This window comes from Shewanella sp. BJSY2023SW001, assembly GCF_047314685.1.
Classification (GTDB): domain Bacteria; phylum Pseudomonadota; class Gammaproteobacteria; order Enterobacterales; family Shewanellaceae; genus Shewanella; species Shewanella indica.
In genome coordinates this window covers 1-25228 of record NZ_JBKORF010000036.1, presented here as the reverse complement: position 1 = coordinate 25228, position 25228 = coordinate 1, and the positions used below count along the sequence as shown (strand labels likewise).

Below are 25228 nucleotides of genomic sequence, written 5' to 3'. Positions count from 1 at the left end.
TCAAGAATATAACCTTGCAGAAATAAAAAGTGCAACATAGATGAAACAGATATAAATTGTTTGAATTAATAACAAATAAAGCTCTTTTGGTAACAAAGATATAACGTACGGTGTTTATTTTTTTAATTGCTTGATAATGTCGTGTTGTGTTTTATTTTTGTTTTTCCAGGGTGCGTTGTTTGTGGTGGTTTTGTTTTTATTGTGTGGTATTTTTGTTTTTTTACTTTTTTATTTAAGAGATGTTTTTATTTGTCTAGATACTTGAGTGAATATTTGTTGGCCATTGAAGATCTATTAATTTACCAAAAGTGTGACAAGCGTCACACTTTTGGCGTTGTTGTAACTGGGTTTCATCATACAGATGACCAGGGGCGGTAGTGTCTGAGGTAACTGATAGCAACGAAGCCGACGATAGCACTGGCTATCACAAGCTCAATATTTCCAAGTAGCGCCAGTGGCCGGTGCAGTGATTGCAGCATGGGTTGGCTGTTGCACCAGGCGGCTGTTTTCAGTAGAGCTGTGGCGCCTATCACCATGGGGAAGGTGTAAGCAGCAAACCCAGGGCTGAAAGGGAGGCGCAGCAAGTGCAGGAAGGCCAGATAGATGACCAGGGTCATCAGCAGGGCCAGACTCAGCAGCAGGGCGACCAACCAAAGCTCAGGCTCAGGAGTCAGGGTCAGATAGCCGGCCAAAGACAAGCTGGCCGGTGCTGCCAGAATCGCTATGGTAGGTTTGGCTGCATCCGCGACCGGATCACAGAAAATCAAGCGATAGAGCATCACAGGCAGCATCACCAAGTAACTCACCAGGCCGAACATCAGAATGATGTGAGCGATTTGAGCGCCTACCTCGCCGGCTTCGGCGCCGGGAAAGGTCACAGCTGCCACCACCATGCCGATAGGGGGCACAAACCAACTTGGCACCATATGCTCCAGGTTGAAGTCCATTGCTCTATGCAGCACAAAGGCAGCCAGTAAACAGCAGTGAATGGCGATAGCCGCCAGCCAGATCAGGAAACCACACAAAGGAAGATGGATCCCTACGGCTTTGGAGATCACCATCAGTGCCATGGCAAAGGTGGGCAGCACACTGCCGACCACAGGGTGGCGCAGTTCTTCATTCAGTAATTCAGGATGCAGAATGAATTTGACTGTCAGCAGAGACAGTAATATGCCGGCAACCACCGCGCCCAATGCCAGACCGGGAAATTCTGCTGATACGTTTTCCCAGGCCCAGCCCAGGCTAGCGATAGCCAGCGCCAATCCGGCCAATGGGCTTGGCAGTCGCTTGAAAGCGGCTTTACTAAACTTGGACTCGCGAGTGCTGAGTTCTTCAGTGGTAGTGGCAACGAGTTTCATACTGTGACCTCTAGATTCCAATTTGATGGTCCTAGTCTAAAATCGGTCTTTGGTTAATAAAATTGAAATTAAATTATTCATTGATTCAAATTTATTTAAGCTTGCAGCGCAGCAGAGTATGCCCAAGTCCTATGTCATCGATATCTTCATCGACATAAAAACCCGCTTGTTGCAGTAGTTTCAGCAGTACCTTGGAGTGATACATACGACTGTTACCATTGGCCATGGTGGTGAAGTAGAGCGAGGTGGCATTGACACAATAGGCGGAGGCGGCATTGGGTTGTCTGTCCCAGAAGGTTTCCAGAATGCAGAGCTCGGCTGTCGCCGGCATGGCTTTGGCACAAGCCTGCAGGATGGCCAGGATTTGTGCCTCGCTGAAACAGTCGAGGAATTGGCTCATCCAATAGAGATCGCCGTCGCTAACAAAGGGGCCGTCAGGAGCAAGCAGATCGCACGCCAGACCGGATATCCGCTCGCTTAAACCTGCAGCTTTTGCGGCCTCTGCGGCCAGTTCAAGCTGGGGAGCGAGATCCATTATGGTTACCCGGCACTGTGTGTTGTATTCGGCACACTTCAAGGCCCACTTGCCGGTATTGCCGCCGATATCCACCAAATGAGTCGGCCCATTGGCAAATATGCGCGGCATCAGGCTGTCAAAGGCATGATCTGAATAATAGTGGTCAAAGGCGAACCAGCTGTGTTTGGCTTCTGTCGGTAACTGGCTCAGAGCCGGGTAAATAGTGGGCCAATCGCCGAATACTTTCAGTCCCTCGGGAGAGCCTTGTTCCAGCGCCTGTTGCAGATGAAACAGGCCTTGGTAGCAAATGTCGTGGATAAAATTGAGATTGGTGGCGGCCATATCGTCATGCAGCAGAAACCAGCCTGTCTTGTCGAGAATGTAATTGTCTCCCTTGTGCCAAACTAGTCCCATGGAGAGCGCCATATCGAGTAAAACGCCCAGAGCATATTCTGTCAGCCCGGTTTTTTCTTTGAGTATCTCAAGGCTGGTACCTTCATCGCCTGCGGCATCTATATGCTTGAGGATGTCGAACTGCAGCAGGCAGCGGGTCACCTGAAAACTGACTGGAGCGAAGGCGATTTTTTGTGCTTCAAATTTGGCCTCGAAGGCACTGAGTTTGGCGGGTTCACTAAAAAAGGGCATTGTCTTAGCCGTGGAAAAGGTTCAAAAAGAGTCTTTATGGCGCAAAGCACAAGGCAAGTACAGGCCAGCTGAATGAAACTTTGATCAAGAGGGCAAATATGTGGTTAATGCCGCTTTTGATTTCGGGATCAAACGGGATATTTTGAGCGATAGAGTTCAGGACGAGAGGTTGGCATAAAAAAGCCCCATCATTAGACAGGGCTTTCAAGTTGCGATTTTACTTACTGCACGTTTTCCTGATCGCCGAATTGGCCGACAAACAGGGCTGAGGACAGATAACGCTCGGCAGCCGATGGCAGGATCACCACTATGTTTTTGTCTGCAAATTCCGGTAGGGCGGCGATGCGGTTGGCGGCAACGACGGCAGCACCGGAGGAGATACCCACTAAAATGCCTTCCTCTTTCATCAGCCTGTGAGCCATCTCTATCGCTTCGTCATTGGTGACCAGTTCTACCTTGTCAATCAGTTCCAGATCCAGGTTACCCGGAATAAAGCCAGCGCCTATGCCCTGGATCTTGTGCGGACCCGGCTGCACGGGTTGGCCCGCCAGAGTTTGGCTGATCACCGGCGAGTCGGTTGGTTCAACGGCCACAGCTGTGATTGCCTTGCCTTGGGTGTTTTTGATATAGCGGCTCACACCTGTGATGGTGCCGCCGGTACCGACACCGGCAACAAATACATCGATTTGACCATCGGTATCGTTCCAGATCTCTGGACCTGTGGTTTTTTCGTGGATTTCAGGGTTGGCCGGGTTGTCAAACTGCTGCAGCAGCAGATATTTATCCGGCGCCGATTGGCGGATTTCCTCGGCCTTTTCGATGGCCCCTTTCATGCCCTTGGCACCATCAGTCAGTACCAGGTTGGCGCCCAGAGCCTTGAGCAGCTTACGGCGCTCGAGACTCATGGTGTTGGGCATGGTTAAAGTCAATTTGTAACCTCTGGCCGCGGCAACATAGGCCAGCGCAATACCCGTATTTCCTGAGGTGGGTTCAATCAGCTCTATGTCTTTGGTCAACAGGCCTTTTTTCTCGGCGTCCCAAATCATATTGGCACCAATACGGCATTTGACACTGAAGCTTGGGTTACGGGCTTCTACCTTGGCCAGCACCTTGCCGTTGCTGACGCGGTTAAGACGAACCAGTGGGGTGTTACCAATGGTATAGGAATTGTCTTCGAAAATTTTGCTCATGGCTTGCTGGCCTCCTTTGATTGCATCCCTAAAGCATAATCCTCATGAGATCAAAGAGAAGTGAATCTTTGTTCTTCTTTATTCTTTTTAGTTATTACATGAATCTCTGTTATTCGTAACTTCGGAGTAAGCCAGTTTCGCTTTATGTTAATCTCAACGCCGAATTGATGTTAACCAAAAAACAACATTCTATTTCAAATAGGAGAATAGCCTTGGATTACAAGGGTAATGCCCAGGAGGCAAATCCGAATCGCACCGGGGAACAGGGCGGTCGTAAACGGTATCCGGGTAAAGATCCCCGCAGCATAGTGACGCCGGCCGCATTCAGCGTGGCGCCGGAGCTGCTCTACACCCCCTTGGCAAAACCTTGGAAACGGGCGCTGGCTATCATGATAGATGGTTTATTGGTGGCTATACTGGCAGAACAGGCCGGCCCCTTGTTTGTGCTTTTGGTGTGCCTGCTGGCTTACTATATACACAATCATGCCAACAGGATCTCCACTTGGGCCAAGGGGCTTTTGTATCTGTTTATGGCGGCGGTTTTGCTTTGGTCTGCGGTGCCACAGATGATTAAGGTCAACGGCCTGCAACAGAGTCGCGATAATGAGATTCAGGGGCAGACACTGCTGACCTTGACGCCGCAACTACTGCGTTTGAGTCTGTGTGAGGACAAGGCCTGCGCCCAACATGAAGCGGGTTTGCTGGTCAATGCCGCGGCTGAGACTGAGATGTCACGCACCCAGGCCGAGACTATGCTGCAAGGTGCATTGAATGAGTTGCCGCTTGCTTCAGCCGATATTGCGGCGATAAATGCAGACTTGATGCCGCAATTGGCTTCAATGAAGCACGAGTCTGTAGCGGCACTCAATGCACAGACTAACGCACAAACCGATGCAAAAAACGATGTAAAAACTGATGTAAAAAACAATGCAAAAATCGACACACAAACCAAGCCAGTATCTGCCGAAGACGACTCAAGACCGGAAGCAGAAGAGGACGAACAGCAGGAAGAGGCACAATACAGCTTGCTCGTTTGGGCCAAGGGGATGCTCAATGACCTCGGGCTTGGATTTGGCTGGGCGGCATTCTATTTTACCTTGTTCACTGCCTGGTTTGATGGTCAGACTTTAGGCAAAAAAATCATGCGGGTGCGGGTGATTGCCCTCGGAGGTGGTAAGCTTTCCCTATGGGACGCCTTTGGCCGTTACGGGGGATACGGCGCAGGCTTTGCCACTGGACTGCTGGGTTTCTTGCAGATTTTTTGGGATGCCAACAGGCAAGCCATCCAGGATAAGATCTCAGCAACAGTTGTCATTGATCTGAGTAAGCCACGCGTGAGTCCAACAGAGACGATGCTGCAGGCAGAACAGGTCACAAAACAATAAGAAGGTAGTTTATGAAGGATGCGATTGTCATTTCCGGTACCGGGCTGTTTACCCCACCGGAAGGAATAACCAATCAAGAATTGGTGGACAGCTTCAATCAGTATGTTGACCTATTCAATACCGAGAACCGCGCCCAGATAGATCTTGGCCATGTGGCGGCGCTGAATTACTCATCGAGTGAGTTTATCGAGAAGGCTTCAGGCATCAAACACAGATTTGTGATGGTCAAAGAGGGGATCTTGGATCCTGAAGTCATGATGCCGTTGATCCCTGAGCGTGCCAGCGACAACCTGTCACTGCAGGCTGAAATGGGCGTGCATGCGGCCAAGCAAGCGCTTGATAACGCCGGCCTCAAGGCGGATGACATTGACTTGGTGATAGTTGCCTGTGCCTACACCCAGCGGGCCTATCCGGCGATGGCGATTGAAATTCAGCAGGCTCTTGGTACCCGGGGTTATGGCTTTGATATGCAGGTCGCCTGTTCCTCGGCGACTTTTGCCCTGGTGACAGCGGCTAATGCCATTCGCAGTGGTAGCGCCAGGCGTGTGTTGGTCATCAATCCTGAGATATGTTCGGCTCAGGTCAATTATCGTGACCGCGACAGCCACTTTATTTTCGGTGATGTGGCTACGGCTTTGGTATTGGAGCCGGCTGCGACTTGCCGCGCCCAGCAAGCCTTTGAAATTCTGTCGAGCCGCTGTTTTACCCATTACTCAAACAATATCCGCAGCAACTTTGGTTTCCTTAACCGTTGTGATCCGGCCACGTCCGGCGAGGCCGATAAGCTGTTTCATCAACAGGGACGCAAGGTCTTTAAAGAGCTGCTGCCCATGATATACAAGCATTTGGATGTACAGCTCGAAGAAGCTGGTATCACGCCGGAACAGTTTAAGCGTCTGTGGCTGCATCAGGCCAATATCAATATGAATCAGTTTGTGGTGAAAAAGCTCCTGGGTGAAACGCCTGAGCCTTTGAAGGCGCCTGTGGTGCTGGATCAATACGCCAATACGGCATCGGCCGGTTCTGTAATCGCTTTCCATAAATATCACCAGGACTTCAAATCGGGGGACTTGGGCCTGTTGAGCTCCTTCGGCGCAGGTTACTCCATCGGCAGTTTAATTCTGCGAGCTTGTTAAGACCTGGCTTTCCTCTACCATGAAGCATAAAAAATGCCTGCAACAGCAGGCATTTTTGTGTCTCAATCGACCTACGGCGCTTAATCTGGCGCTATGGCCGGGTTGCGATAAGCTTCGCGATACTTGTCGACCCACATGGAAGTGGCACCGCAAATGGCAACCGGCATCACGATAAAGTTGACTATAGGGATCATGGAAAACAGGGTGACGGCGGCGCCGAAGCTCATACTGCTGCCCTTGGTATTTTTCAGGGCAAACTTCATCTCTTTGAACGCCACCTTGTGGTTATCGAAAGGATAGTCACAGTATTGGATACTCATCATCCAGGCACTGAAAATAAACCAGACCACAGGGAAAACGGTTTGGCCAATCACAGGGATAAAAAACAGCAGTAAGATCAATATGGCCCGCGGCAGGTAATACACCAGCTTTTGCCATTCGCGGCCGAGGATCCGCGGCAGATCCTTGATTAAATCCAAGGTGCCGCCGGTATTGAGCGGCTTGCCGGTCAGCAGTTGCTCTACCTTTTCGGCCAACAGGCCGTTAAATGGCGCTGCCAGCCAGTTCATCACGGAACTGAAGATAAACGACAGCAGCACCAGCAAGGTGATAATCGCCAGTGGCCAGAGGATCACATTAAGCCAACTGAGATAGTCCGGCAGTTGGCCTTCGAGCCAGGCAAACACATTTCCCAGTTGGCCTATGGCAAAATAGATGACGCCGGCAAACAACAGCAGGTTGATCATCAGCGGAATAAACACAAAGCTGCGCAAGCCCGGTTGCTTGATCAGGCTAAAGCCTTGGAGAAAATAGTTGACGCCGCTCTTGGCGGGTCTTGAAGATGCGGACATGTACCACTTACTCTCAATAAAAGAATACTTAGGCCGATTTTGAGCAACCAAGGCCACGAAAACAAGGGAAAAACGCAGCCAAGGGAATAAAAAGCGTTACAAAATGCGGCCCGCTTTGCTAAAGTGACAGCGCTTATACAGCTTCTTGGGCCAGGACGGCGGCGTTTCAATCAGGCTATTGAATTTCCTTCAGGATTGGCCCGCAAAACAAAAACAATCGGCACTGACATCCAACGGCAAATATGAGACTCAAACAGATAAAACTCGCTGGCTTCAAGTCATTTGTCGATGCTACCAAAATCCCTTTTCTCAATCCGCTGACGGCCATTATCGGCCCCAATGGCTGCGGTAAATCCAATGTGATTGATGCCGTGCGCTGGGTGCTGGGTGAAAGCTCGGCCAAACATCTGCGCGGTGACTCCATGGCCGATGTTATCTTTAACGGCTCCAGTGCCCGTAAGCCTGTTTCTGTCGCCGGCGTTGAGCTGGTATTCGACAACGCCCTTGGGCGTATCGGCGGCCAGTATGCCAACTACGGTGAGATTTCCGTCAAGCGCCAGGTCTCCCGCGATGGCGAAGCCCTTTATTTTCTCAACGGTCAAAAATGCCGCCGCAAGGATATTACGGATATCTTTATGGGTACCGGCCTTGGGCCGCGCAGCTATGCCATCATAGGTCAAGGCACCATCTCCCGCTTGATAGAATGCAAACCCCAGGAACTCAGGGTCTTTATCGAAGAGGCCGCGGGTATCTCCCGTTATAAAGAGCGACGCAAGGACACGGAAAACCGGATTCGCCATACCCGTGAAAACCTTGAGCGCCTGGGGGATATTCGCTCCGAGCTGGGTAAGCAACTGGATAAGTTGACGATTCAGGCTCAGGCCGCCAAACGCTATCGGGAATACAAGCAAAGTGAGCGGCGCTTGCATGCCGAACTCTTGGTGATGCGTTTCCTGGAGCTCAATGAGCAGGCCGAGGCGCAAAACAGCGAGATAGAAAGGCTGGAGACTGAGCTGGCCCAGCAGCAGGCGCTGAAACAAGAGTTGGAGTTGAGTTTGACTCAGCAAAAGCTGGCTCTGGATGAACTCAGTGAAAAGGAGCAGCGCCAGGTTGCCGATTTTTATCATAACAACACTGAAATCGCCCGTATCGAGCAGCAACTCAAGTATCTCAAAGAGCGGGATAAACAGCAGGCATCTGAATTGGGTGCGCTGCAACAGCAAATCGCCACATTGAATGAACAGCTGGCTCAGGCCAAGCAGCAGGAGCAAACTCTGGATGACAGTTTGCAGCAACATTTGCCGCGCCAGGAGGTGCTGGAAGAGCAGCAGTTTGAACTGAGCCAACAGTATGAAGCGGCGCTCTGGCAAAGTGAAAGTCTTGCCGGTGAGTTGCAACAGGCGGTGACTGCAGTCAGAGATATCAAGCATCAGCAGGAGCTCGCCGCCACCCGGGAGCAGCATCTTAAACAGCAACATGCCCAGCGCAGCGAGCAGCTCGATAAGCTTAGTGCAAGATTGCAGCAACCTGAGGCCGATAACGGGGCAAACCCGGCTGAGCTTCAGCAGCAGGTCAGCTTGTGTGAGTCACAATTGGCGGCAGCTAAGGCCGATGTCGAACGCCATGGTGCAGAGTTGATTGAGGCCCAGGAAACGTGGGAGCGGGCAAGACAAGCGGAGCAACAGCTGGTGCAGCGCCGCTCGGGGCTAACTGGTCGCCTGGAGCTGATAAGTCAGTGGCTCGAAGGCGCCGCTCAAGCAACGCAAGAGACACAAACTGCCTTGATTCAGCTTTGGCAGGACATTCAGGTCGAGGCCGGTTGGGAGCAAGTGGTTGAGGCTTGGCTTGGCCCCTTGATGCGCGCCGCTGTCTATCCTGACTGCAAACCATTTGATGGCCAAGGTTTTGCTCAGACTCGTCGCCAAAGTTGGGGGCCGGTCAGCGCTAGCGTCAACTTAAGCCCCTGGCTTAACAGGGTGCGCTGGGCCGAGTCGGCGCAGCAGGCATCCAACTTGCTCGAGCAGGGGCTGGCAGAGGGGGAGCTGATCCTCTGCCGTGATGGCAACCTTTTTGCGCATGATGTAAAGCTGACGCTTGCCGAGGATGGTCAGTCACTGGTGAAGTTGACCGCCGAGCAGGGCGCCATTCAGGCTGAGCTCGATAAGCTTGCGAGCGAGAGCCGGCAGGCGCAGCAGCAAACTACAGCGGCCCAGGATAGGTTCAACGAATTAAGGCTGGCTCAGCAGCTCAAGTCCGAGGCGCTACAGCAACAGCAACTGGCATTGACCCGCGCAGTGATGGCTTGTGAGGCGGCCACCGAGCAGGCGGCACGCGAACTTAGACAAAAGCAACAGATAGAAGCGGAAATTACCGAGCTGAAAGAGCGCCTCGAGCAGGAGCAGTTTGAGCTGGAGACGCTGATTGAGAGTCAGTTCGCTGCCGATGATACTCTTTATGAGCGTCAGCGGCAGGAGCGATTGCTGAGTGAGCGTCACAACGAGGCCAATCAGCAAAAAAACAGCCTTAAAGTCAGCCTGAGTGAACTTGAGCGCCAGTTAAAAACCTTGAACGGAACTCTGGCGGAGCAGAAAACCGCCTTGGCGTTGGCCGTGCAGCGGCGCAAACAGTTGACCGAGCAATTGCAGCAGGCCGAGCACAAACGCAGTGAGTTGCTGGATAAACCGCAGCAGGGTGCAGATAGTGCCGAGCTGCAACCGCTTGAGCAACGCCTGGAGGGATTGCTTACGCAGCAACACAGGATGCAGACGGAGCTTGAGCGCACCCGGGCCAAACTTGCCGAGCAGCAACAGCAGTTGGATAGTACAGCTTTAAAGCAAAAACAACAGCTTGGACAACTGGAGCACTTGACTCAGACAATCAGCACGTTAAAGTTACGTCGCGAGGGATTGAAAGGTCAGGCCGACAGCCAATTGGCGCAGCTCAGTGAGCAGCAGATCAAGCTGCATGAAGTGGCGGCAAACCTGCCTGATGAAGCAAAAATCGCGCCCTGGCAGGACCAACTGGAATCGGTTCGGCGCAAGATAAGTCGCCTCGGCGCCATTAACCTGGCGGCCATTGAAGAGTATGAGCAGCAAAAAGAGCGTAAGGCTTATCTCGATGCCCAGGATGAAGACCTCAACAAGGCGCTGGCCAGTCTCGAAGAGGCGATCCGCAAGATAGACAGAGAGACCCGCAGTCGCTTCAAGGCGACTTTTGAGCAGGTCAATGCCGGACTGGGAGAGTTGTTTCCCAAGGTATTTGGTGGCGGCAGTGCCTATCTGGCGCTGACAGATGATGATTTACTCGATACCGGAGTGACCATCATGGCCCGGCCACCGGGCAAGAAGAACAGCACGATTCATCTACTTTCGGGTGGAGAAAAGGCGCTGACGGCTTTATCATTGGTGTTTGCGATTTTCAGACTCAACCCGGCGCCTTTTTGTATGCTGGATGAGGTCGATGCACCTTTGGATGACGCCAACGTCGACAGATTCTGCCGTCTTTTGCAGGAGATGTCGGACAGCGTACAGTTTATCTATATCAGCCACAATAAACTCACTATGGAGATGGCTGATCAACTGATAGGTGTCACTATGCATGAGCCGGGTGTCTCTCGCATAGTCGCAGTCGATATTGAAGAAGCGGTGGCTATGGCCGACGCCGGATAACCATAGGAAAACAGGTAACCAATGGAAGATTTGCAACTGGTATTGTCTGTGTTGGGCGCGATTGCCATTATTGCCGTGCTGGTTCACGGTTTCTGGTCTATCCGCAAACAACAGCCCAAGTCGCTGAAAGAAAATCCGCTGACAGGTTTCTACAAGGACCAGGCCCGGCGTGACAGTGAAGGTTTCGATGCCGATGGAATTGGAGAGGTGAGGGTGCGTAAAGTCTCACCGGATGAAAAGCCACCCAAGCTCAAGAGCAGCAAGTTGCGTAAACCTGGCTTTCAGTCACCTCAAGCAGATGAGAGCGAAAGTGAACAGGCGTTTTCCCTCTCAGGGGCCAAACCCGAGCCCAGAGTGAACAGCAAGTCGCAACGGCAGGAGCCTGTGTTGCATCTCGATGATGACCAAGATACCGCCGAAATGCAGATGGAGTTGGGGCTGGGTGCCGATGCACAGACAGACAATGCCCATTCCACAGTTGAAGCTGAACATCAGGAAAACAGCCAGCCAGAGCCACAACTTGCCACTGAGCAACAGACCCGCGAGCAGGCCAAGGAAGAGTCGCGCCACGATGAGTTGCCCGATCCCAAGGATGTTTTGGTTCTGCATGTGGTTGCCAAAGAAGGCGAGAGCCTCAGCGGCGCCGAGTTGCTGCCTTGCCTGTTGGCACTGAACTTCAAGTTCGGTGATATGAATATTTTCCATCGCCATGAAGACAACGCCGGTACGGGGCGGGTGCTGTTTTCCCTGGCCAACATGGTTAAGCCCGGGGTGTTTGACCCGGACAATATGGAGCAGTTCAGCACTCAGGGGGTAGTCCTGTTTATGACCTTGCCTTGTCATGGCGATCCGCTGATGAACTTTTCCATCATGCTCAACTCCGCCCATCAATTGGCGGATGACCTCGGTGCCGAACTGCTGGACGGCCAGCGTCAGCCATGGCATCAGGATACCAAACAAGCCTACCTGGGCCGTATTCGGGCTCAGGGCTGATATTCATCAGGGAGCCAGTGTGAGTCTCTCTATCCAAGGCCGCCTCTGCGGCCTTTGTTTTGTGCGGAATTTTTATGCAAGCCATTGAAAACGAAATTGATCAGCTGATAAGCGCCATTAATGAGCACAACATTCGCTACTATGTGGATGACAACCCCAGTATTCCCGATGCCGAATATGACCGCCTGATGCAGCGGCTCAAGGCGCTGGAGACCGAGCACCCTGAGTTGCAACGTAGCGACTCGCCAAGCCTCAGAGTCGGTGGGCTGGCGTTGGCCAAGTTTGAACAGGTAACTCACCTCAAACCTATGCTTAGTCTGGACAACGCCTTCAGCGAAGAAGATTTTGCCGCCTTCCATAAGCGGGTGACTGACAGAGTTGGCGAGTTCAGCTATTGCTGCGAGCCCAAGCTCGATGGGCTGGCTGTCAGTATCCTCTATCGCGATGGCGTGCTGGAGCGTGCCGCCACCCGTGGCGATGGTGCGGTCGGCGAAGATATTACCGAAAACGTTCGCACCATTCGGGCGGTGCCGCTGAAACTCAGGGGCGATGACTATCCGCCGCTGTTGGAAGTGCGTGGTGAAGTATTCATGCCCAAGGCGGCCTTCGAGGCACTCAACGAGCGCAACCGGGTCAAGGGAGACAAGCTGTTTGTCAATCCGCGTAATGCCGCCGCCGGCAGTTTGCGGCAGCTGGATTCCAGGATAACCGCCTCTCGGGCACTGGCGTTTTACGCTTATGCATTGGGCGTGGTTGAGCCGGAATCCTTCCCGCTGGCGGACACCCATCTTGGGCAGTTGCAGCAGCTTAAAACCTGGGGATTGCCGGTCAGCAGTGAGATCCGCCTTGCCAAGGACCTCAGCGAAGTGGATGACTACTACCGGGATATTATGGCGCGCCGCAGTGCTTTGGCCTATGAAATCGATGGTGTGGTATTTAAGGTCAACAGCATAGAAGCGCAGCAGACACTGGGATTTGTCTCCCGTGCACCGCGCTGGGCCATCGCCTATAAGTTTCCGGCCCAGGAAGAGATGACTCTGCTCGAAGGGGTCGACTTTCAGGTAGGCCGCACCGGCGCCGTGACACCGGTTGCCAGGCTTAAGCCTGTGTTTGTCGGTGGGGTGACAGTTTCCAACGCCACTTTGCACAACGCCGACGAAATCGCCCGCCTTGGGGTCAAAGTTGGCGATACCGTGATCATTCGCCGCGCCGGTGATGTAATTCCGCAAGTGGTTGCCGTGGTGCCGGAAAAAAGACCTGAGGATGCCACAGAGATCCGTTTCCCGGAGCAATGCCCGGTTTGTGGCTCTCAGGTGGAACGTCTTGAGGGGGAAGCCGTGGCCCGCTGCACCGGTGGCTTGTTCTGCGAAGCGCAGCGTAAGGAAGCCATCAAACACTTTGCTTCCCGCAAGGCGTTGGATATAGACGGCATGGGCGACAAGATAGTCGAGCAGCTGATCGATAAGGAGCTGGTACAGAGCCCGGCGGATCTGTTCTCACTCACGGCTTCGGCCCTGACCATGCTGGAGCGGATGGGGCTTAAGTCGGCCACCAATCTGGTGCAGGCCATAGAGGCGGCCAAACAAACAACCCTGGCCAAGTTTCTCTACGCCTTGGGGATCCGTGAGGTGGGTGAATCCACCGCCGCCAACCTGGCACGGCACTTCAAAGAGCTGGATGCCCTCAAGCAGGCGAGTGTCGAGCAGCTTATCGAAGTGGAAGATGTTGGTGCCATAGTGGCTCAGCATGTGGCGCACTTCTTTGCTCAGCCCCACAACCTTGAAGTTATTGATAAACTGCTGGCTGCCGGGGTGACTTGGCCGGCCATCGAAGCGCCGTCTGAAGACAAGCAACCGCTCAAGGGCCAGACCTGGGTATTGACCGGCACTTTGAGCCAGATGAGCCGCACTGACGCCAAGGCGCAGCTTGAGGCGCTTGGCGCCAAAGTGTCCGGCAGTGTCTCCAAGAAGACAGACTGCGTGGTGGCCGGCGAGGCCGCTGGCTCTAAATTGACCAAGGCCAATGAGCTTGGGGTCAAGGTGTTGGATGAAGCCGGCCTGCTGGCGCTGCTGCAATCCTGAGCTTAATCTATCTGCTTGAGCCCCGGCAGGCAGCGGGGCTTTTTTATCTTCACTCAGTGGCAACCAATCCGGGGGATATGGGACTCTTGAGATTGTAGAGTCAAAATAGCCAAACAGCTTGTACCTGGCTTCTATTTATTGCGCCACATAACTTGAATTGTGTTGCCACAGGACCCACCTCATTATTTCGTAAGATGGCTGGCCGAGACTCGCTCTCAGATCGCCTCATTGAGGCTGCTTATGGAAGAGGCGTATCCCGGCTTAAAAAAAGAGTCAGTCATACGGGTGAACGTGGTCGGTTATTTTTATCATGGCTATGCCAGGCCTTGCCGGGTGGAGTCACAATGATGGGATTATGTCCTTGCTTAAATTTGAACATGTGCGCTGGCTTGACAATGACGGCCATATTAAGCCGCCATTACTGCTTTACATCATAGTGCTGTTTCTGGCCCGCGGCTGGTGTGTGTTTGTTGCATCCCTGACCCAAGCCAGCGACAGGGCCGCTCTGGTGCGGCTGTTTTATCCGGAAAAGAGTGACTTTCTATCATCTCTGGCCGCCGGCGCCGGCGCCTTGTTGATCTATGGTTTGATCCTGGCCGAGCGTAAACGGGTATTTGAGGCATTGATCCCACTGTTTCGGCAAATTCGCGGGTGGTTGGTGCTGTTGCTAGGGATAGACGGCGTGCTGCTTATTCAGCGTCTTGGTCACAACGATTGGTTGTTTAGCTGGAATCTGGCGTTGGATGCTTTATTGCTGTTCTGGTCCTTGCTCTACCTCGTTAAGTCGGTTCATTTGCGCCATTATCTCAACGACTGGCAAAAACAGGAGAAATTGGAGTGAGATAAGGAGCGATCCAATAAGGCAAGGTCGACAAATTTTTACTATATAAAACAGAGAGTGGCTGGCAGATTTCGGCTTGAAAAGTTATCACTAGCGACTTTTGGGATGAAATCTGAACAGAAAATTGTATGTATGGTGGATTAACGACTAATACACTGTCAAACAAGCGATTTTTGTCATAAATTTGTCATTTCATTCTTACGTTTGGTTTCCAATGGTCTATAGTTAAGATTCTTGGATTTCATTTTTTAAAACCTTGTTTTATCAAGTTGTTCTCTGGAGAAACTTTGAGTGGCCAAAGCTGAAAGGATCCATCTCCCTCTGTCACGCCTGCAAACCGGCATCACAGTCAAACTGCCGCTGTCCTGGACAGATCATCCTTTTTTGTTCAATCGCATTGAAATCAAAGATGCCGGTCAGATAGAAATGATCCGTAATCTTGGTGTGCCCTATGTCATTTTAATCTCTGACGAAGACCTACTTAATGATGTGATTGAAGAGGAAAACGAGGCGCAGCAAGCAACAGAGCGAACAAAGGACAACCAACCGGATCCCAAAGCCTCTGCCCGCAAGGCGATACGCAAGAGTCAGGGACGCTTTTTGAATGCCATTAATGACTGTCGTACCGTAGTCAGTAAGTTAGTGTCTGATCCTGAAGGCGCCATTCGTGAAGCCTCTGCTTTAGTTGAGCAAATGCTGGACCATCTATTGGAGTCTGGTAATCCCAAGTTGGCCTTGGTGTCCAGTGGTGAAGGGACTCCCAGCGTGACACAGCACGGGATATCAGTTGCGGTACTGGCCTTGATGATCGGCCATTCGCTTGAGTTGTCCAAGGACAAGCTGAGGGATATAGCATTGGGTGCGTTGCTGCATGATATTGGCAAACTCAAGGTGCCAGATGCCATCAGGCGTAAGCGCAATCCCTTGAGTCAGCATGAAAGCAACTTTCTCTCCATGCATCCCAATTTTGGTTATGACATGCTCAAACGCAGTGGCTTGTTTGGTAATGAGGTGTTGCATATTGTGAAGCATCACCATGAGTTTATCGATGGCTCAGGTTATCCCGATAGGCTTAAGCTGGCCAAGCTGCCATTGACCACTCAGATAGTCGCGCTGGCCAATGATTATGACAGTCAATTGGCTCGTCAAGAGATAGTCTCGCCGCAAATTGCTTTGGGATATCTGTTTAAGAATCGGGTTGGCAAGCATCAGGAGCAGCTGATTTCGGCGCTGGTGAAGGTCTTGGGGATTTACCCGCCAGGCACCTTGGTGAGCTTGTCTGATAATAATGTTGGTAAGGTGATGATGACCACATCGGAGGTGCGCCAACCTCAGGTATGGGCTTGTAAAAACGATGGCAGCGAGCCTAAGTTACGTTTTTTGATGGACGAAGAGGTTAGCGTGGAAGCCGTACTCAAGTCTGAAGAGCTGACTGAAGGTGCTTCAAGAACCCTGCAGGCCGGTGCTGGCATCAGTTTCTATTTCAGCGCGTTGGAGTAGCTTGCAACCCGCGTTCTCTTGCCGTGAGCGGCCAAACTTTGGCCATTCATATAACCACCTCTGGTTTTTATTCTCATTTGTCTTATGCTTGAGCTCGGTATACAGCGGAGTAGGTCGATGAAACATGTTGCGGTTTGGGGCTGCGGTTGGTTCGGTTTGCCATTGGCAAGGGAACTGGTCACCAGAGGAGTTAAGGTATGCGGCAGTAAGCGTACCGAGGAGGGGGCGGAGCTGTTAAGAAAAGAAGGGATGGATGCCGTGACCCTCAACCTTGCTGAGCCCGCACCTTTACCTTCGTTGCCGGATGACTGTGATGCTCTGGTACTCAATATTCCCCCCGGTCTCAGGCGCGGCGACAATGATTATCTAGCTTCTCTCGAGCGTTTATTACCAGTAGTTGCAGTAAGCGGTATCAAACGTCTGTTGTTTATCAGTAGTTCAGGGGTTTACCCTCAATCCCAAGGTGTAGTCACTGAGGTGACTCCTGTTGATGCATCGCCGGACAGTTATTCCGGCACCTTGGCGATGGCTGAGCGGAAGATACTGGCGCTTGCCAGTGAAGGTCTCAAAGTCACTGTCATTCGCTTTGCCGGTTTAGTCGGCCCAGGGCGCCACCCCGGGCGCTTCCTCGCAGGGAAGACCGGGTTGCCCGGCGCAAACGCCGTGGTGAATCTGGTGCATCTCGATGACTGCATAAATGCTTGCCTGCAGTTATTGACCGTCGCTAACCCCGGGGCCATCTATAACCTTTGTACGCCCTGTCATCCAACCAGGAAAGAGTTTTATCCGGCAGCTGCCAAAGCGCTCGGTTTGGCGGTGCCCGAATTTGCTACTGATAATGGAACGGGTAAGTGGGTGGATGGTTCTCTCATCTGCCGCGAGCTTGAGTTTGAATACTGTTATCCCGAGGCAGAGAGTCTTATTGCTGCTTGCCAATAAAAAGCGTGACTAAAAAAAGAACATGAGGAAAACCTATGTCTTTGTTATCCAAAATGGTTAGAGTCTTACCTTTGATACTCCTGGCCCTCAGTAGTGTAAGTGTCAGTGCGGCCGATTTTCAGGAAGGGCGAGACTATATCAAGGTGCCTGGGATCCCTGAAGCAAAGAGCGGTATAGTCAGAGAGTTTTTCTCCTATAACTGCCCCCATTGCTACTACAAAGATCCCTTGATGCAGCAGACTGCTGAACTGCTCAAGGGTAAGCTGGATTTTGAGCGCACTCCGGTCGGTGCGGGGCGCCCTTCCTGGATCCTCAGTCAGGAAGCCTATTATCTGGCGCAAAAATTCAGGATTACCAATCAGGTGCACGGCAATATTTTTAACCGGATCCATGAGAAGCATCAGGCCTTCGAACGACCTCAGCAGTTGAAGGACTTCTTTTTGGCGCAGGGGGTCAATGAGCAAGAACTCAACCAGACTTTGGGCTCGGCCGACAGCAAGCTGGCACTGGCCAATTATGATACTCAAACTCAGCTCTCCGGGATCCGGGGAGTGCCTTCTCTCTTGGTCAATGGCAAATATTTGATCACCTCGAAAAGTTCAGACCCCAAGGAACTGGCGGCGCTTATCCTCTACCTGAACCAGGAAGCGCCATAGATACAACACTGTTTTAAATACAATCAAGAGGCCAAAAGGCCTCTTTTTTTATCTCGTTTCTAATGCTTAGAGTTAATTCTGTACGGGTTAGTGGCTGGGTTTGGTTAGCCGTAACTCCATCTTGCCCACTTTTCATTAAGGAGATTGGACTCTTGCTCTATTCACTAAATGGGGGAATAGAGCAGCTTTTTTATCAAAATATCCTGAAAATCACTTCGACATTGGTCTAATAATTCGTAGCAAATAAACGAGCGTTTAATTGATGATTTTCATCTTAACTTTTTGATTTTACTTGCTTTAGGTGAATTGTTAATGGTGTGTGAATTTTAGCTTAGACTAAGGTCTTGATTGTAGCGCTCCCGGCGGTTGCTAGATTAACTGTGACTTAATAATTATTACCACAGGGGAGTCGCTATGGGTTTTGAAAACAATGACAAGGCAAAGGGGTACTGGCGCGAAAATTTGCGCTTGGTACTGGGACTGCTGGCCATCTGGTTTGCTGTTTCCTACGGTTGTGGGATTTTACTGGTGGACGTTCTCAATGAAATTCATTTTATGGGATTCAAGCTTGGCTTCTGGTTCGCCCAGCAAGGTTCCATGTATGTGTTCGTAGTGCTGATTTTCGTTTATGCGGCCAAAGCGAATGCCTTAGATAAAAAATATAACGTACACGAAGACTAAGGAGCTGGCCGATGGATGTTCAAACACTAACATTTTTAATTGTGGGGCTCTCGTTTGCCCTTTATATCGGGATTGCCATCTGGTCAAGAGCCGGTTCTACCAAAGATTTTTATGTTGCAGGTGGTGGGGTGCACCCTGTGATGAATGGGATGGCGACGGCGGCAGACTGGATGTCGGCAGCTTCCTTTATCTCGCTGGCAGGTATCGTCTCCTTTGTGGGGTTTGACGGCAGCGTGTACCTGATGGGCTGGACCGGCGGCTATGTGTTGCTGGCTTTGTGTATGGCACCTTACCTTCGTAAGTTCGGCAAGTTTACTGTGCCTGACTTTATTGGTGAGCGTTATTACTCCCAGGCGGCTCGAGTCGTGGCTGTGATCTGTGCCATTTTCATCTGTTTTACCTATATTGCCGGACAAATGCGTGGTGTTGGTGTGGTGTTCTCTCGCTTCCTGGAAGTGGATGTCGATACCGGGGTGTATATAGGTATGGCAGTAGTGTTCTTCTACGCGGTACTCGGAGGCATGAAGGGGATCACCTACACTCAGGTGGCGCAATACTGTGTGCTGATCTTCGCTTTTATGGTTCCGGCCATCTTTATCTCTGTGATGATGACAGGTCATGTCATTCCGCAAATCGGTTTTGGCGCTGAGCTGATAGATGCCGCCGGGAATGATACCGGGGTGTATCTGTTGCAAAAGCTCGACGGCCTGCAAACCCAGCTGGGGTTCTCTGAATATACCGAAGGCGCTAAAAGCACCATAGATGTATTTGCTATCACGGCAGCGCTTATGGTGGGGACTGCCGGTTTGCCCCACGTGATTGTGCGCTTTTTTACCGTACCCAAGGTAAAAGATGCCCGTATTAGCGCCGGTTGGGCACTGGTATTTATTTCCATCATGTATACCACTGTGCCGGCCTTGTCAGCATTCTCCCGGGTAAACATGATAGAAACCATCAATGGCCCTGAATCTACCGGTGTCGCCTATGAGTCTGCGCCGCAGTGGATTAAAAACTGGGAAAGTACCGGGCTTATCAAGTGGAACGATAAGAACGGCGACGGCAAGATGTACTATGCCAAGGGTAACCTCACCGACGACAGCAATAATGAAATGGATATCGATCGCGATATCATGGTGCTGGCGACCCCTGAAATCGCCGATCTGCCGGCTTGGGTGATTGCCTTGGTGGCGGCCGGTGGTCTGGCGGCAGCGCTGTCTACTTCTGCGGGCTTGTTGCTGGTGATCTCAACTTCGGTATCCCATGACTTATTGAAGAAAAACTTAATGCCGGACATTTCAGACAAGAAGGAGCTGTTCTATGCGCGAACCGCGGCGGCTGTAGGCGTTGTTATCGCAGGCTACTTCGGGATCAACCCACCCGGTTTTGTGGCGGCAGTGGTGGCTTTGGCATTCGGGTTGGCGGCATCGTCACTGTTCCCGGCAATTGTGATGGGGATTTTCTCCAAGTCGATGAACAAGGAAGGGGCCATTGCCGGTATGGTGATGGGGCTTGGTTTTACTGCGGGCTATATCATCTACTTCAAGTTTATCAATCCGGCTGGCAATAATGCCGATAACTGGTTGTTTGGTATTTCGCCGGAAGGTATCGGCATGGTTGGCATGATAATCAACTTTGTTGTAGCGATTATCGTTGCCAAGATGACAGCCGCTGTTCCTGAACATGTGCAGGAAATGGTTGAGTCTATTCGCTTCCCTAAAGGGGCAGGCACGGCGCAGGATCATTGATCTGCAGTCGCATAAATAGAAGATCCCCCGCTTAGCCGGGGGATTTTTTATCAATCTCGCTTGGGTTGGATGCTTACCTTGCTATTTTTCTTTGGTTTGGGCTTTCTGTTTCGGGCCTTTTGTTTCAGAGCCGGCGATATTCGACTAAAGCCAGATAGTCAGTACTCTTCAGAGTGGGCAATACTGTGATGAGTCAATTCAACTTTAAAGGCCGCCCATGGATGAGAGTGAACTGCTGCCCATTCGCAACTTTCTGCAACAGACGGTTCCTTTCGATGAACTGCCGCAACCCATGCTGGAGCAATGTTGCCGCGCCATCAGCATAGGGTATTACAGCAAGTCGATGAAAGCCGTGCCGCTGGATTCAGCCAATCCCATGCTCTATATCGTTCGCAGTGGCGCCTTTGAAGTACGTGATGCCGAGGACGAACTACTTGACCGCCTGGGAGAGGGCGATTATTTCGGTTTTCCCTCTCTGTTGTCGGGTGAAGAGAGTTGTAACAAGGTACTGATCCTTGAAGATGGCTTGGTCTATCATGTGCCGCCGGCGCTGTTTGATACTCTGCGTCTGGAATGCCGCAGCTTCGATCGTTTTTTTAACCGAGCCTATGCCAAGAGGTTGCGCCATCAAGGGCGTTTTCGGGCCAGGGATCTGACCACTACCAGCCGGATCAGCACTCTGATGACCCATGAGCCCATTGGCGTCGATCACCGCTTTTCCATCACAGACGCGGCCAAGCTGATGCGGAAGCACAGGGTGTCGTCTGTACTGGTACTGGATAATCACAAACTGGTGGGGATACTCACCGACAGGGACCTGCGTAATCGGGTGCTGGCCGAGGGGCTTACCGGCAATGAAGCCGTGTTTCAGGCCATGACAGGTCAGCCTGTGCATATAGAGGCTCAGGCTTTGGTATTTGAAGCCATGCTGCTGATGAGCGAGCACAACATTCACCATCTGCCTGTCATGGAGCAAGGGCAGCCGGTGGGGATGATCACCAGTACAGACATATTGCGCAGCCAGGCATCCCAACCTTTGCTGCTGATAGGCGAGATAGAACGGCAAAAAGATTTACAAAGCCTCATCAGTGTCAGTCGGCAGATCCCACTTTTGCTGCAAAATCTTATCAGCGCCGATGCCCGCGCCGAGGAGATTGGCCGGGTACTGACCTCAGTTACCGATGCGCTTACCCGCAGGCTTATCCAGCTCAATCAGGCGCTGCTTGGGGAGGCGCCGATGGCGTTTTGTTGGTTGGCATTTGGCTCACAGGGACGGCAGGATCAGGCCGCCTGCTCGGATCAGGACAACGGTCTACTGCTGGCCGAAGAGCCGGATGAGCATGCCAGAGGTTACTTTCAGGCCTTGGCAAAGGGGGTGTGCGCCGGGCTCAATGAATGCGGTTATGTATACTGCCCCGGGGATATCATGGCGCAAAACCCCAACTGGTGTTTGTCGCTGGCAAGCTGGCAGCAGAAGTTCGCCTCCTGGGTTAACACCCCTGAGCCCAAGGCCTTGATGCATGCCAGCATCTTTTTTGATATGCGCTCCGTATATGGGCCGGACAGCCTGTTTGCTGCGCTGCAGGACAAGGTGCTGGCGCAGACCAAAGATAACGATATCTTTCTGGCGGCCTTGACCGGCAACGCCTTAAGTGAGTCGCCGCCATTGGGGTTCTTCCGTAAATTCGTGCTTGATAGGGATGGCAGTGAGATCAAGGGGATGGACCTTAAACACAGGGGCAGCGCCCTTATCAATGATATCGCCCGGGTATATGCCCTGGCCGCCGGCGTTAAAGAGGTTAATACCGCCAAACGGATCCGCGCCTTGATGGAGAGCAAGCTGTTGAGCCGCAAAGATGCCCTCAATCTTGCCGATGCCCATGAATTTATTGCCCATATGCGGCTGGCCAATCAGGGGCGTCAGTTTGACCAGGGCCAGAAGATAAGCAATTTTCTGATGCCGCAGGCACTCTCTTCGCTGATGCGCCACCAACTCAGGGATGCCTTCAAAGTGGTGCATGATGCCCAGGCGGCGCTGAAACTCAAATTTACCCGGAGTTTCTAGGATGCATTTGCTGCATAGAACCCGTCTGGCCTGGCATTGCTGGCAGGCAAGAGAGCCACTCAAGTCTTTTTATCAGGCCTTGAGCCTTGTGTTATCCAAGCCTGTGGCAGAGGCACCCCTGATGGCGCTGGACCTGGAAATGACCGGCCTTAAGCCGGGTTGCGATCAGATCCTCTCCATAGGTGTGGTGCCGATCAACAAAGGCAGACTGGAGCTCAGCGGCGCGCGCCACAAATTGGTGAGTATTGACGGCAGTGTCGGTCAGAGCGCCACGATTCACGGCATTATGGATCGCCATCTTGAACAGGGGGCGCTGGCGCCCGAACAGCTCTTGCCTTGGCTGCTACGGCAAAGTCAGGGGCGCATTTTACTGATGCATCATGCTCCGTTGGACTGCGCTTTTCTCAGCAGGCTTTGTCAGCAGGCGTATGGTACTAAGCTGCATCTTCCTGTGATAGATACGCTATTGTTGGAAAAGACGCGCCTGCAGCGACAGCAGGAGGTATTGTCAAGCGGTAGTCTGCGCCTCGGTGCCTGTCGCAGCCGCTATCATTTGCCGCCGTACTCGGCCCACAACGCGCTGACCGATGCGCTGGCTTGTGGCGAGCTGTTTCTGGCTCAAAGTAGTGATGCCGCCAAAGAGCCCGTGGCCGATTTCCTATCCTGGATATGACAAGGTACTGAAAAATTATATTAAAAAACTGCATTTAAGACCGAGGATTAAGTCGGTTTAATCCGATAAACTTTTCAAGGCCAACCTTCCCCAAGGCTTTTCATGCTTACCTATGAGTCAACTACTAGGCAATACTGCCTCATATTTGGTACTGCAAAGCCTGATTCTTCAAATAAAGCTCTGTTTTATTTCTTCTTTAACAGCGTCCAGGTCTTGAGGATATTCGGCTACCAACACCAGGTAAGCTGAGTCGGTTTTTATCGCCTCTCCCCGGTATTCGCTATCGGCAAAGGCTTCGGCCAGCATCACCCTGTGTTCAGGGGGCACAATAAACACTGTTACCTTGCCTTGTTCACCGGCCAATACCAGGTGAATACTCTCAATTCCCTGAAAATCGCAGAAGGTGCTGTAAAATACCCGTCCTGGTTGGCTGTTGAATCTGACTGTTTCCAATCCTTTGAGCGATGCCAGTTCGGCATTGATCGCTTGATAAGAGATATCGGCATTACTGGTCATGGCCATGGTTTCATGGCGCACATGGGCAAGTGCGTGTTGTCCTAAGTCCACCGGTCCCTGACGCCAGAGACTGAAACTGACTCCGGCAACAAATGCGATGGATGCGGCCATCGCCAGCATCCAGCCTGTACGTTTGCGTTGATGATGGTGCACGGCCAACTGTTGTTTCAGCAGCAGTTTTTCGCTCAGGTCTTCGGCCACAGGAATTCTGAGCGCCTGACTTATCTTGCCATCGAGTGCCTTGAGTTCGGCGACAAACGCCTGATTGTCTTCGTTTTGGCTTAGGGCCTCGAGAAACTCGGGATCCTGATTATTGGGGTCGCCATAGGCCTGGCGGCGAAACTTCAGCTCATCCATTGGATTGACCTCTGACCTTGGAGTGTTCCAGTGCTTCTTTTAACTGATTTCTGGCCCGAAACAAGCGGGTCATGACAGTATTTCGGTTTAGATCCAGTAATTGGGCAATTTCATCGCCACTGAATCCGGCTATCAGCTGTAATAACAAAGGCTCCCGATACTCGGGTTCCAATTGGGCTATTTGACGCCTGAGCAGGTAGTGCTCGGCATGTTCTTCCTGGCTCTGGGAACCGGGATCCTGCCAATGCTCTTCGCCGATATCGGCATAATCAAACTGCTTACGCTCAAAGCGGCGGGCATTTTCCCGCCGTAAAATAGTGATTAACCACGCCTTGGCCGCCTTGTCATCTTTCAATGAATCCAGCGAGCGCCAGGCCCGGAGAAACGTTTCCTGGGTAATATCTTCGGCTATATGGCGATCGCCGCAAAGCCAGAAGGCGTAGCGGTAGATATCGGCATGCAGCGCCCTGACCAGGCTATCGTAACGTCTTTGTTTATTCAGCATGTCAGAAATGACCGCATCATCAGACTTTTTCTTTCGCCAGCTATCGAACATTTTCATGCTTGTTTTATTTTTGTTGCCGCTAAGCTTAATGGCCTTGTGGGCATTCTGGCAAATACCATGAGCGTAAATTTGGTTACAAGCCCGATTTAGCCTGGATTTAAGCTCAGTAAGTGGTAAAAGTGGTGGCTCCAATATTGGGAATTGGGTAAACACACTGTTGAAAAAAAAAGAGATAACCGTTTGTTTAAAGAGCCAGCGTTTGTTTAAAGAGTCAGCTGTTAAAGGTGTTGAAAAAGGGGGGGGACTGCGTAATGCCGATCAGTTAAGACAGATCGCTTGACGATCTCACTGAAAGGATCAAAATCCGATGACCTCATGTCATCGGATTTTTTTATGCAACTTTCAGAAGCTTTGGCGCGTACTCATATCAATCGTCTTACCGAATTCACCTGTCTGGCCGATGTGCTTGAGCCTGAGTTAATTCAGTCGTGCCTTGATTCACATGGTGTTGCCAGTTTAAGGCGNCGTAAGTTACCTATGGATGCCATGATTTGGGCGGTGATTGGTATGGCTCTATTCAGAGGCGAGTCCGTCCGCTCTCTCATCAATAAGCTTGATATCGTCTTACCTCAAGAGGTGGATTACGTTGCGCGCAGTGCTGTCACTCAAGCGCGCAAGCGGCTGGGCTCTGACGTTGTTCAGGATGTGTTTAAGCGAAGTGCCAAGACCTGGCATGAGAGAGCTGAGCATCCGCATTGGTGTGGGCTCAACCTCTATGGGGTCGATGGTGTCGTGTGGCGAACACCTGATAGTGAGCAAAACAATCAGGCTTTTGCCAAAACTGCCAACGCTTCTGGTGATGCTGCCTATCCTCAAATTCGCATGGTTTGCATGATGGAGTTAAGCAGTCACTTGGTATTGAACAG

At 51.7% G+C, this 25228-nt stretch carries 20 protein-coding genes; 14 read left to right on the top strand and 6 right to left on the bottom strand.

The features are described from left to right. Positions 1–353: 353 nt before the first annotated feature. The 3 genes from ACMHXH_RS08325 to cysK all read right to left on the bottom strand — a co-directional run bounded on the left by ACMHXH_RS08325 (position 354) and on the right by cysK (position 3710). A complete protein-coding gene (locus ACMHXH_RS08325) occupies positions 354–1358 on the bottom strand; it encodes a TDT family transporter (protein WP_335911555.1) in 1005 nt (334 codons plus the stop codon). 91 nt (positions 1359–1449) lie between these two features. Next, on the bottom strand, positions 1450–2520 hold the full coding sequence (locus ACMHXH_RS08320) for a methyltransferase (RefSeq protein ID WP_335911554.1): 1071 nt from the start codon (positions 2518–2520) through the stop codon (positions 1450–1452). Between the two features lie 221 nt (positions 2521–2741). Then, positions 2742–3710, bottom strand: coding sequence for a cysteine synthase A (gene cysK / locus ACMHXH_RS08315; RefSeq protein ID WP_039032811.1), 969 nt, complete (start codon positions 3708–3710; stop codon positions 2742–2744). A 212-nt stretch (positions 3711–3922) separates the two neighbouring features. Between cysK and ACMHXH_RS08310 the strand changes: the two genes are divergently transcribed. Both ACMHXH_RS08310 and ACMHXH_RS08305 read left to right on the top strand, forming a co-directional pair. Further along, positions 3923–5095, top strand: coding sequence for an RDD family protein (locus ACMHXH_RS08310; protein WP_335911553.1), 1173 nt, complete (start codon positions 3923–3925; stop codon positions 5093–5095). A gap of 11 nt (positions 5096–5106) precedes the next feature. Next, a complete protein-coding gene (locus tag ACMHXH_RS08305) occupies positions 5107–6231 on the top strand; it encodes a beta-ketoacyl-ACP synthase III (RefSeq protein WP_335911552.1) in 1125 nt (374 codons plus the stop codon). Between the two features lie 80 nt (positions 6232–6311). Here the strand turns inward: ACMHXH_RS08305 and cysZ are convergent, their stop codons facing one another. Further along, a complete protein-coding gene (gene cysZ / locus ACMHXH_RS08300; RefSeq protein ID WP_071475941.1) occupies positions 6312–7082 on the bottom strand; it encodes a sulfate transporter CysZ in 771 nt (256 codons plus the stop codon). Positions 7083–7324: 242 nt separating this feature from the next. Between cysZ and ACMHXH_RS08295 the strand changes: the two genes are divergently transcribed. The 11 genes from ACMHXH_RS08295 (at position 7325) to ACMHXH_RS08245 (ending at position 22924) form a co-directional block, all read left to right on the top strand. Continuing rightward, entirely contained in the window at positions 7325–10750 is a 3426-nt protein-coding gene (locus tag ACMHXH_RS08295; protein WP_335911551.1) for a chromosome segregation protein SMC, read from the top strand. Between the two features lie 21 nt (positions 10751–10771). Then, on the top strand, positions 10772–11743 hold the full coding sequence (gene zipA / locus ACMHXH_RS08290; RefSeq protein ID WP_335911550.1) for a cell division protein ZipA: 972 nt from the start codon (positions 10772–10774) through the stop codon (positions 11741–11743). Positions 11744–11817: 74 nt separating this feature from the next. Beyond that, positions 11818–13824 carry an NAD-dependent DNA ligase LigA gene (gene ligA / locus ACMHXH_RS08285; RefSeq protein WP_335908326.1) on the top strand — a complete coding sequence of 669 codons (2007 nt, stop codon included), beginning with the start codon at positions 11818–11820 and terminating at the stop codon, positions 13822–13824. A gap of 355 nt (positions 13825–14179) precedes the next feature. Further along, positions 14180–14665 carry a DUF2919 domain-containing protein gene (locus tag ACMHXH_RS08280; protein WP_101094802.1) on the top strand — a complete coding sequence of 162 codons (486 nt, stop codon included), beginning with the start codon at positions 14180–14182 and terminating at the stop codon, positions 14663–14665. Positions 14666–14956: 291 nt separating this feature from the next. Beyond that, positions 14957–16165 carry an HD-GYP domain-containing protein gene (locus ACMHXH_RS08275; protein ID WP_039032817.1) on the top strand — a complete coding sequence of 403 codons (1209 nt, stop codon included), beginning with the start codon at positions 14957–14959 and terminating at the stop codon, positions 16163–16165. Positions 16166–16282: 117 nt separating this feature from the next. Then, positions 16283–17104 (top strand): SDR family oxidoreductase, encoded by an 822-nt coding sequence (locus ACMHXH_RS08270; protein ID WP_335911549.1) that lies wholly within the window; start codon positions 16283–16285, stop codon positions 17102–17104. A 35-nt stretch (positions 17105–17139) separates the two neighbouring features. After that, positions 17140–17760 (top strand): thiol:disulfide interchange protein DsbA/DsbL, encoded by a 621-nt coding sequence (locus ACMHXH_RS08265; RefSeq protein ID WP_039032819.1) that lies wholly within the window; start codon positions 17140–17142, stop codon positions 17758–17760. Between the two features lie 414 nt (positions 17761–18174). After that, positions 18175–18441: a DUF4212 domain-containing protein gene (locus ACMHXH_RS08260; protein WP_039032820.1), complete on the top strand. Its 267-nt coding sequence runs from the start codon at positions 18175–18177 to the stop codon at positions 18439–18441. Positions 18442–18452: 11 nt separating this feature from the next. Next, the gene (locus tag ACMHXH_RS08255; RefSeq protein WP_039032821.1) at positions 18453–20186 is read left to right on the top strand and encodes a sodium:solute symporter family protein; all 1734 of its coding nucleotides are present in this window, start codon (positions 18453–18455) and stop codon (positions 20184–20186) included. 217 nt (positions 20187–20403) lie between these two features. Continuing rightward, a complete protein-coding gene (locus tag ACMHXH_RS08250; RefSeq protein ID WP_162206261.1) occupies positions 20404–22251 on the top strand; it encodes a DUF294 nucleotidyltransferase-like domain-containing protein in 1848 nt (615 codons plus the stop codon). A gap of 1 nt (position 22252) precedes the next feature. Further along, on the top strand, positions 22253–22924 hold the full coding sequence (locus ACMHXH_RS08245) for an exonuclease domain-containing protein (protein ID WP_039032823.1): 672 nt from the start codon (positions 22253–22255) through the stop codon (positions 22922–22924). Positions 22925–23092: 168 nt separating this feature from the next. On the opposite strand, the gene ACMHXH_RS08240 is transcribed toward ACMHXH_RS08245, so the two are convergent. Both ACMHXH_RS08240 and ACMHXH_RS08235 read right to left on the bottom strand, forming a co-directional pair. Beyond that, on the bottom strand, positions 23093–23797 hold the full coding sequence (locus ACMHXH_RS08240; protein WP_413737955.1) for a DUF3379 domain-containing protein: 705 nt from the start codon (positions 23795–23797) through the stop codon (positions 23093–23095). Beyond that, positions 23790–24353 (bottom strand): sigma-70 family RNA polymerase sigma factor, encoded by a 564-nt coding sequence (locus tag ACMHXH_RS08235; protein ID WP_039032825.1) that lies wholly within the window; start codon positions 24351–24353, stop codon positions 23790–23792. The genes ACMHXH_RS08240 and ACMHXH_RS08235 overlap by 8 nt, the downstream gene beginning before the upstream one ends. 324 nt (positions 24354–24677) lie before the next feature. Between ACMHXH_RS08235 and ACMHXH_RS08230 the strand changes: the two genes are divergently transcribed. Then, positions 24678–25228: IS4 family transposase (locus tag ACMHXH_RS08230; RefSeq protein ID WP_413737953.1), on the top strand; the 551-nt coding region annotated here is incomplete at its 3' end.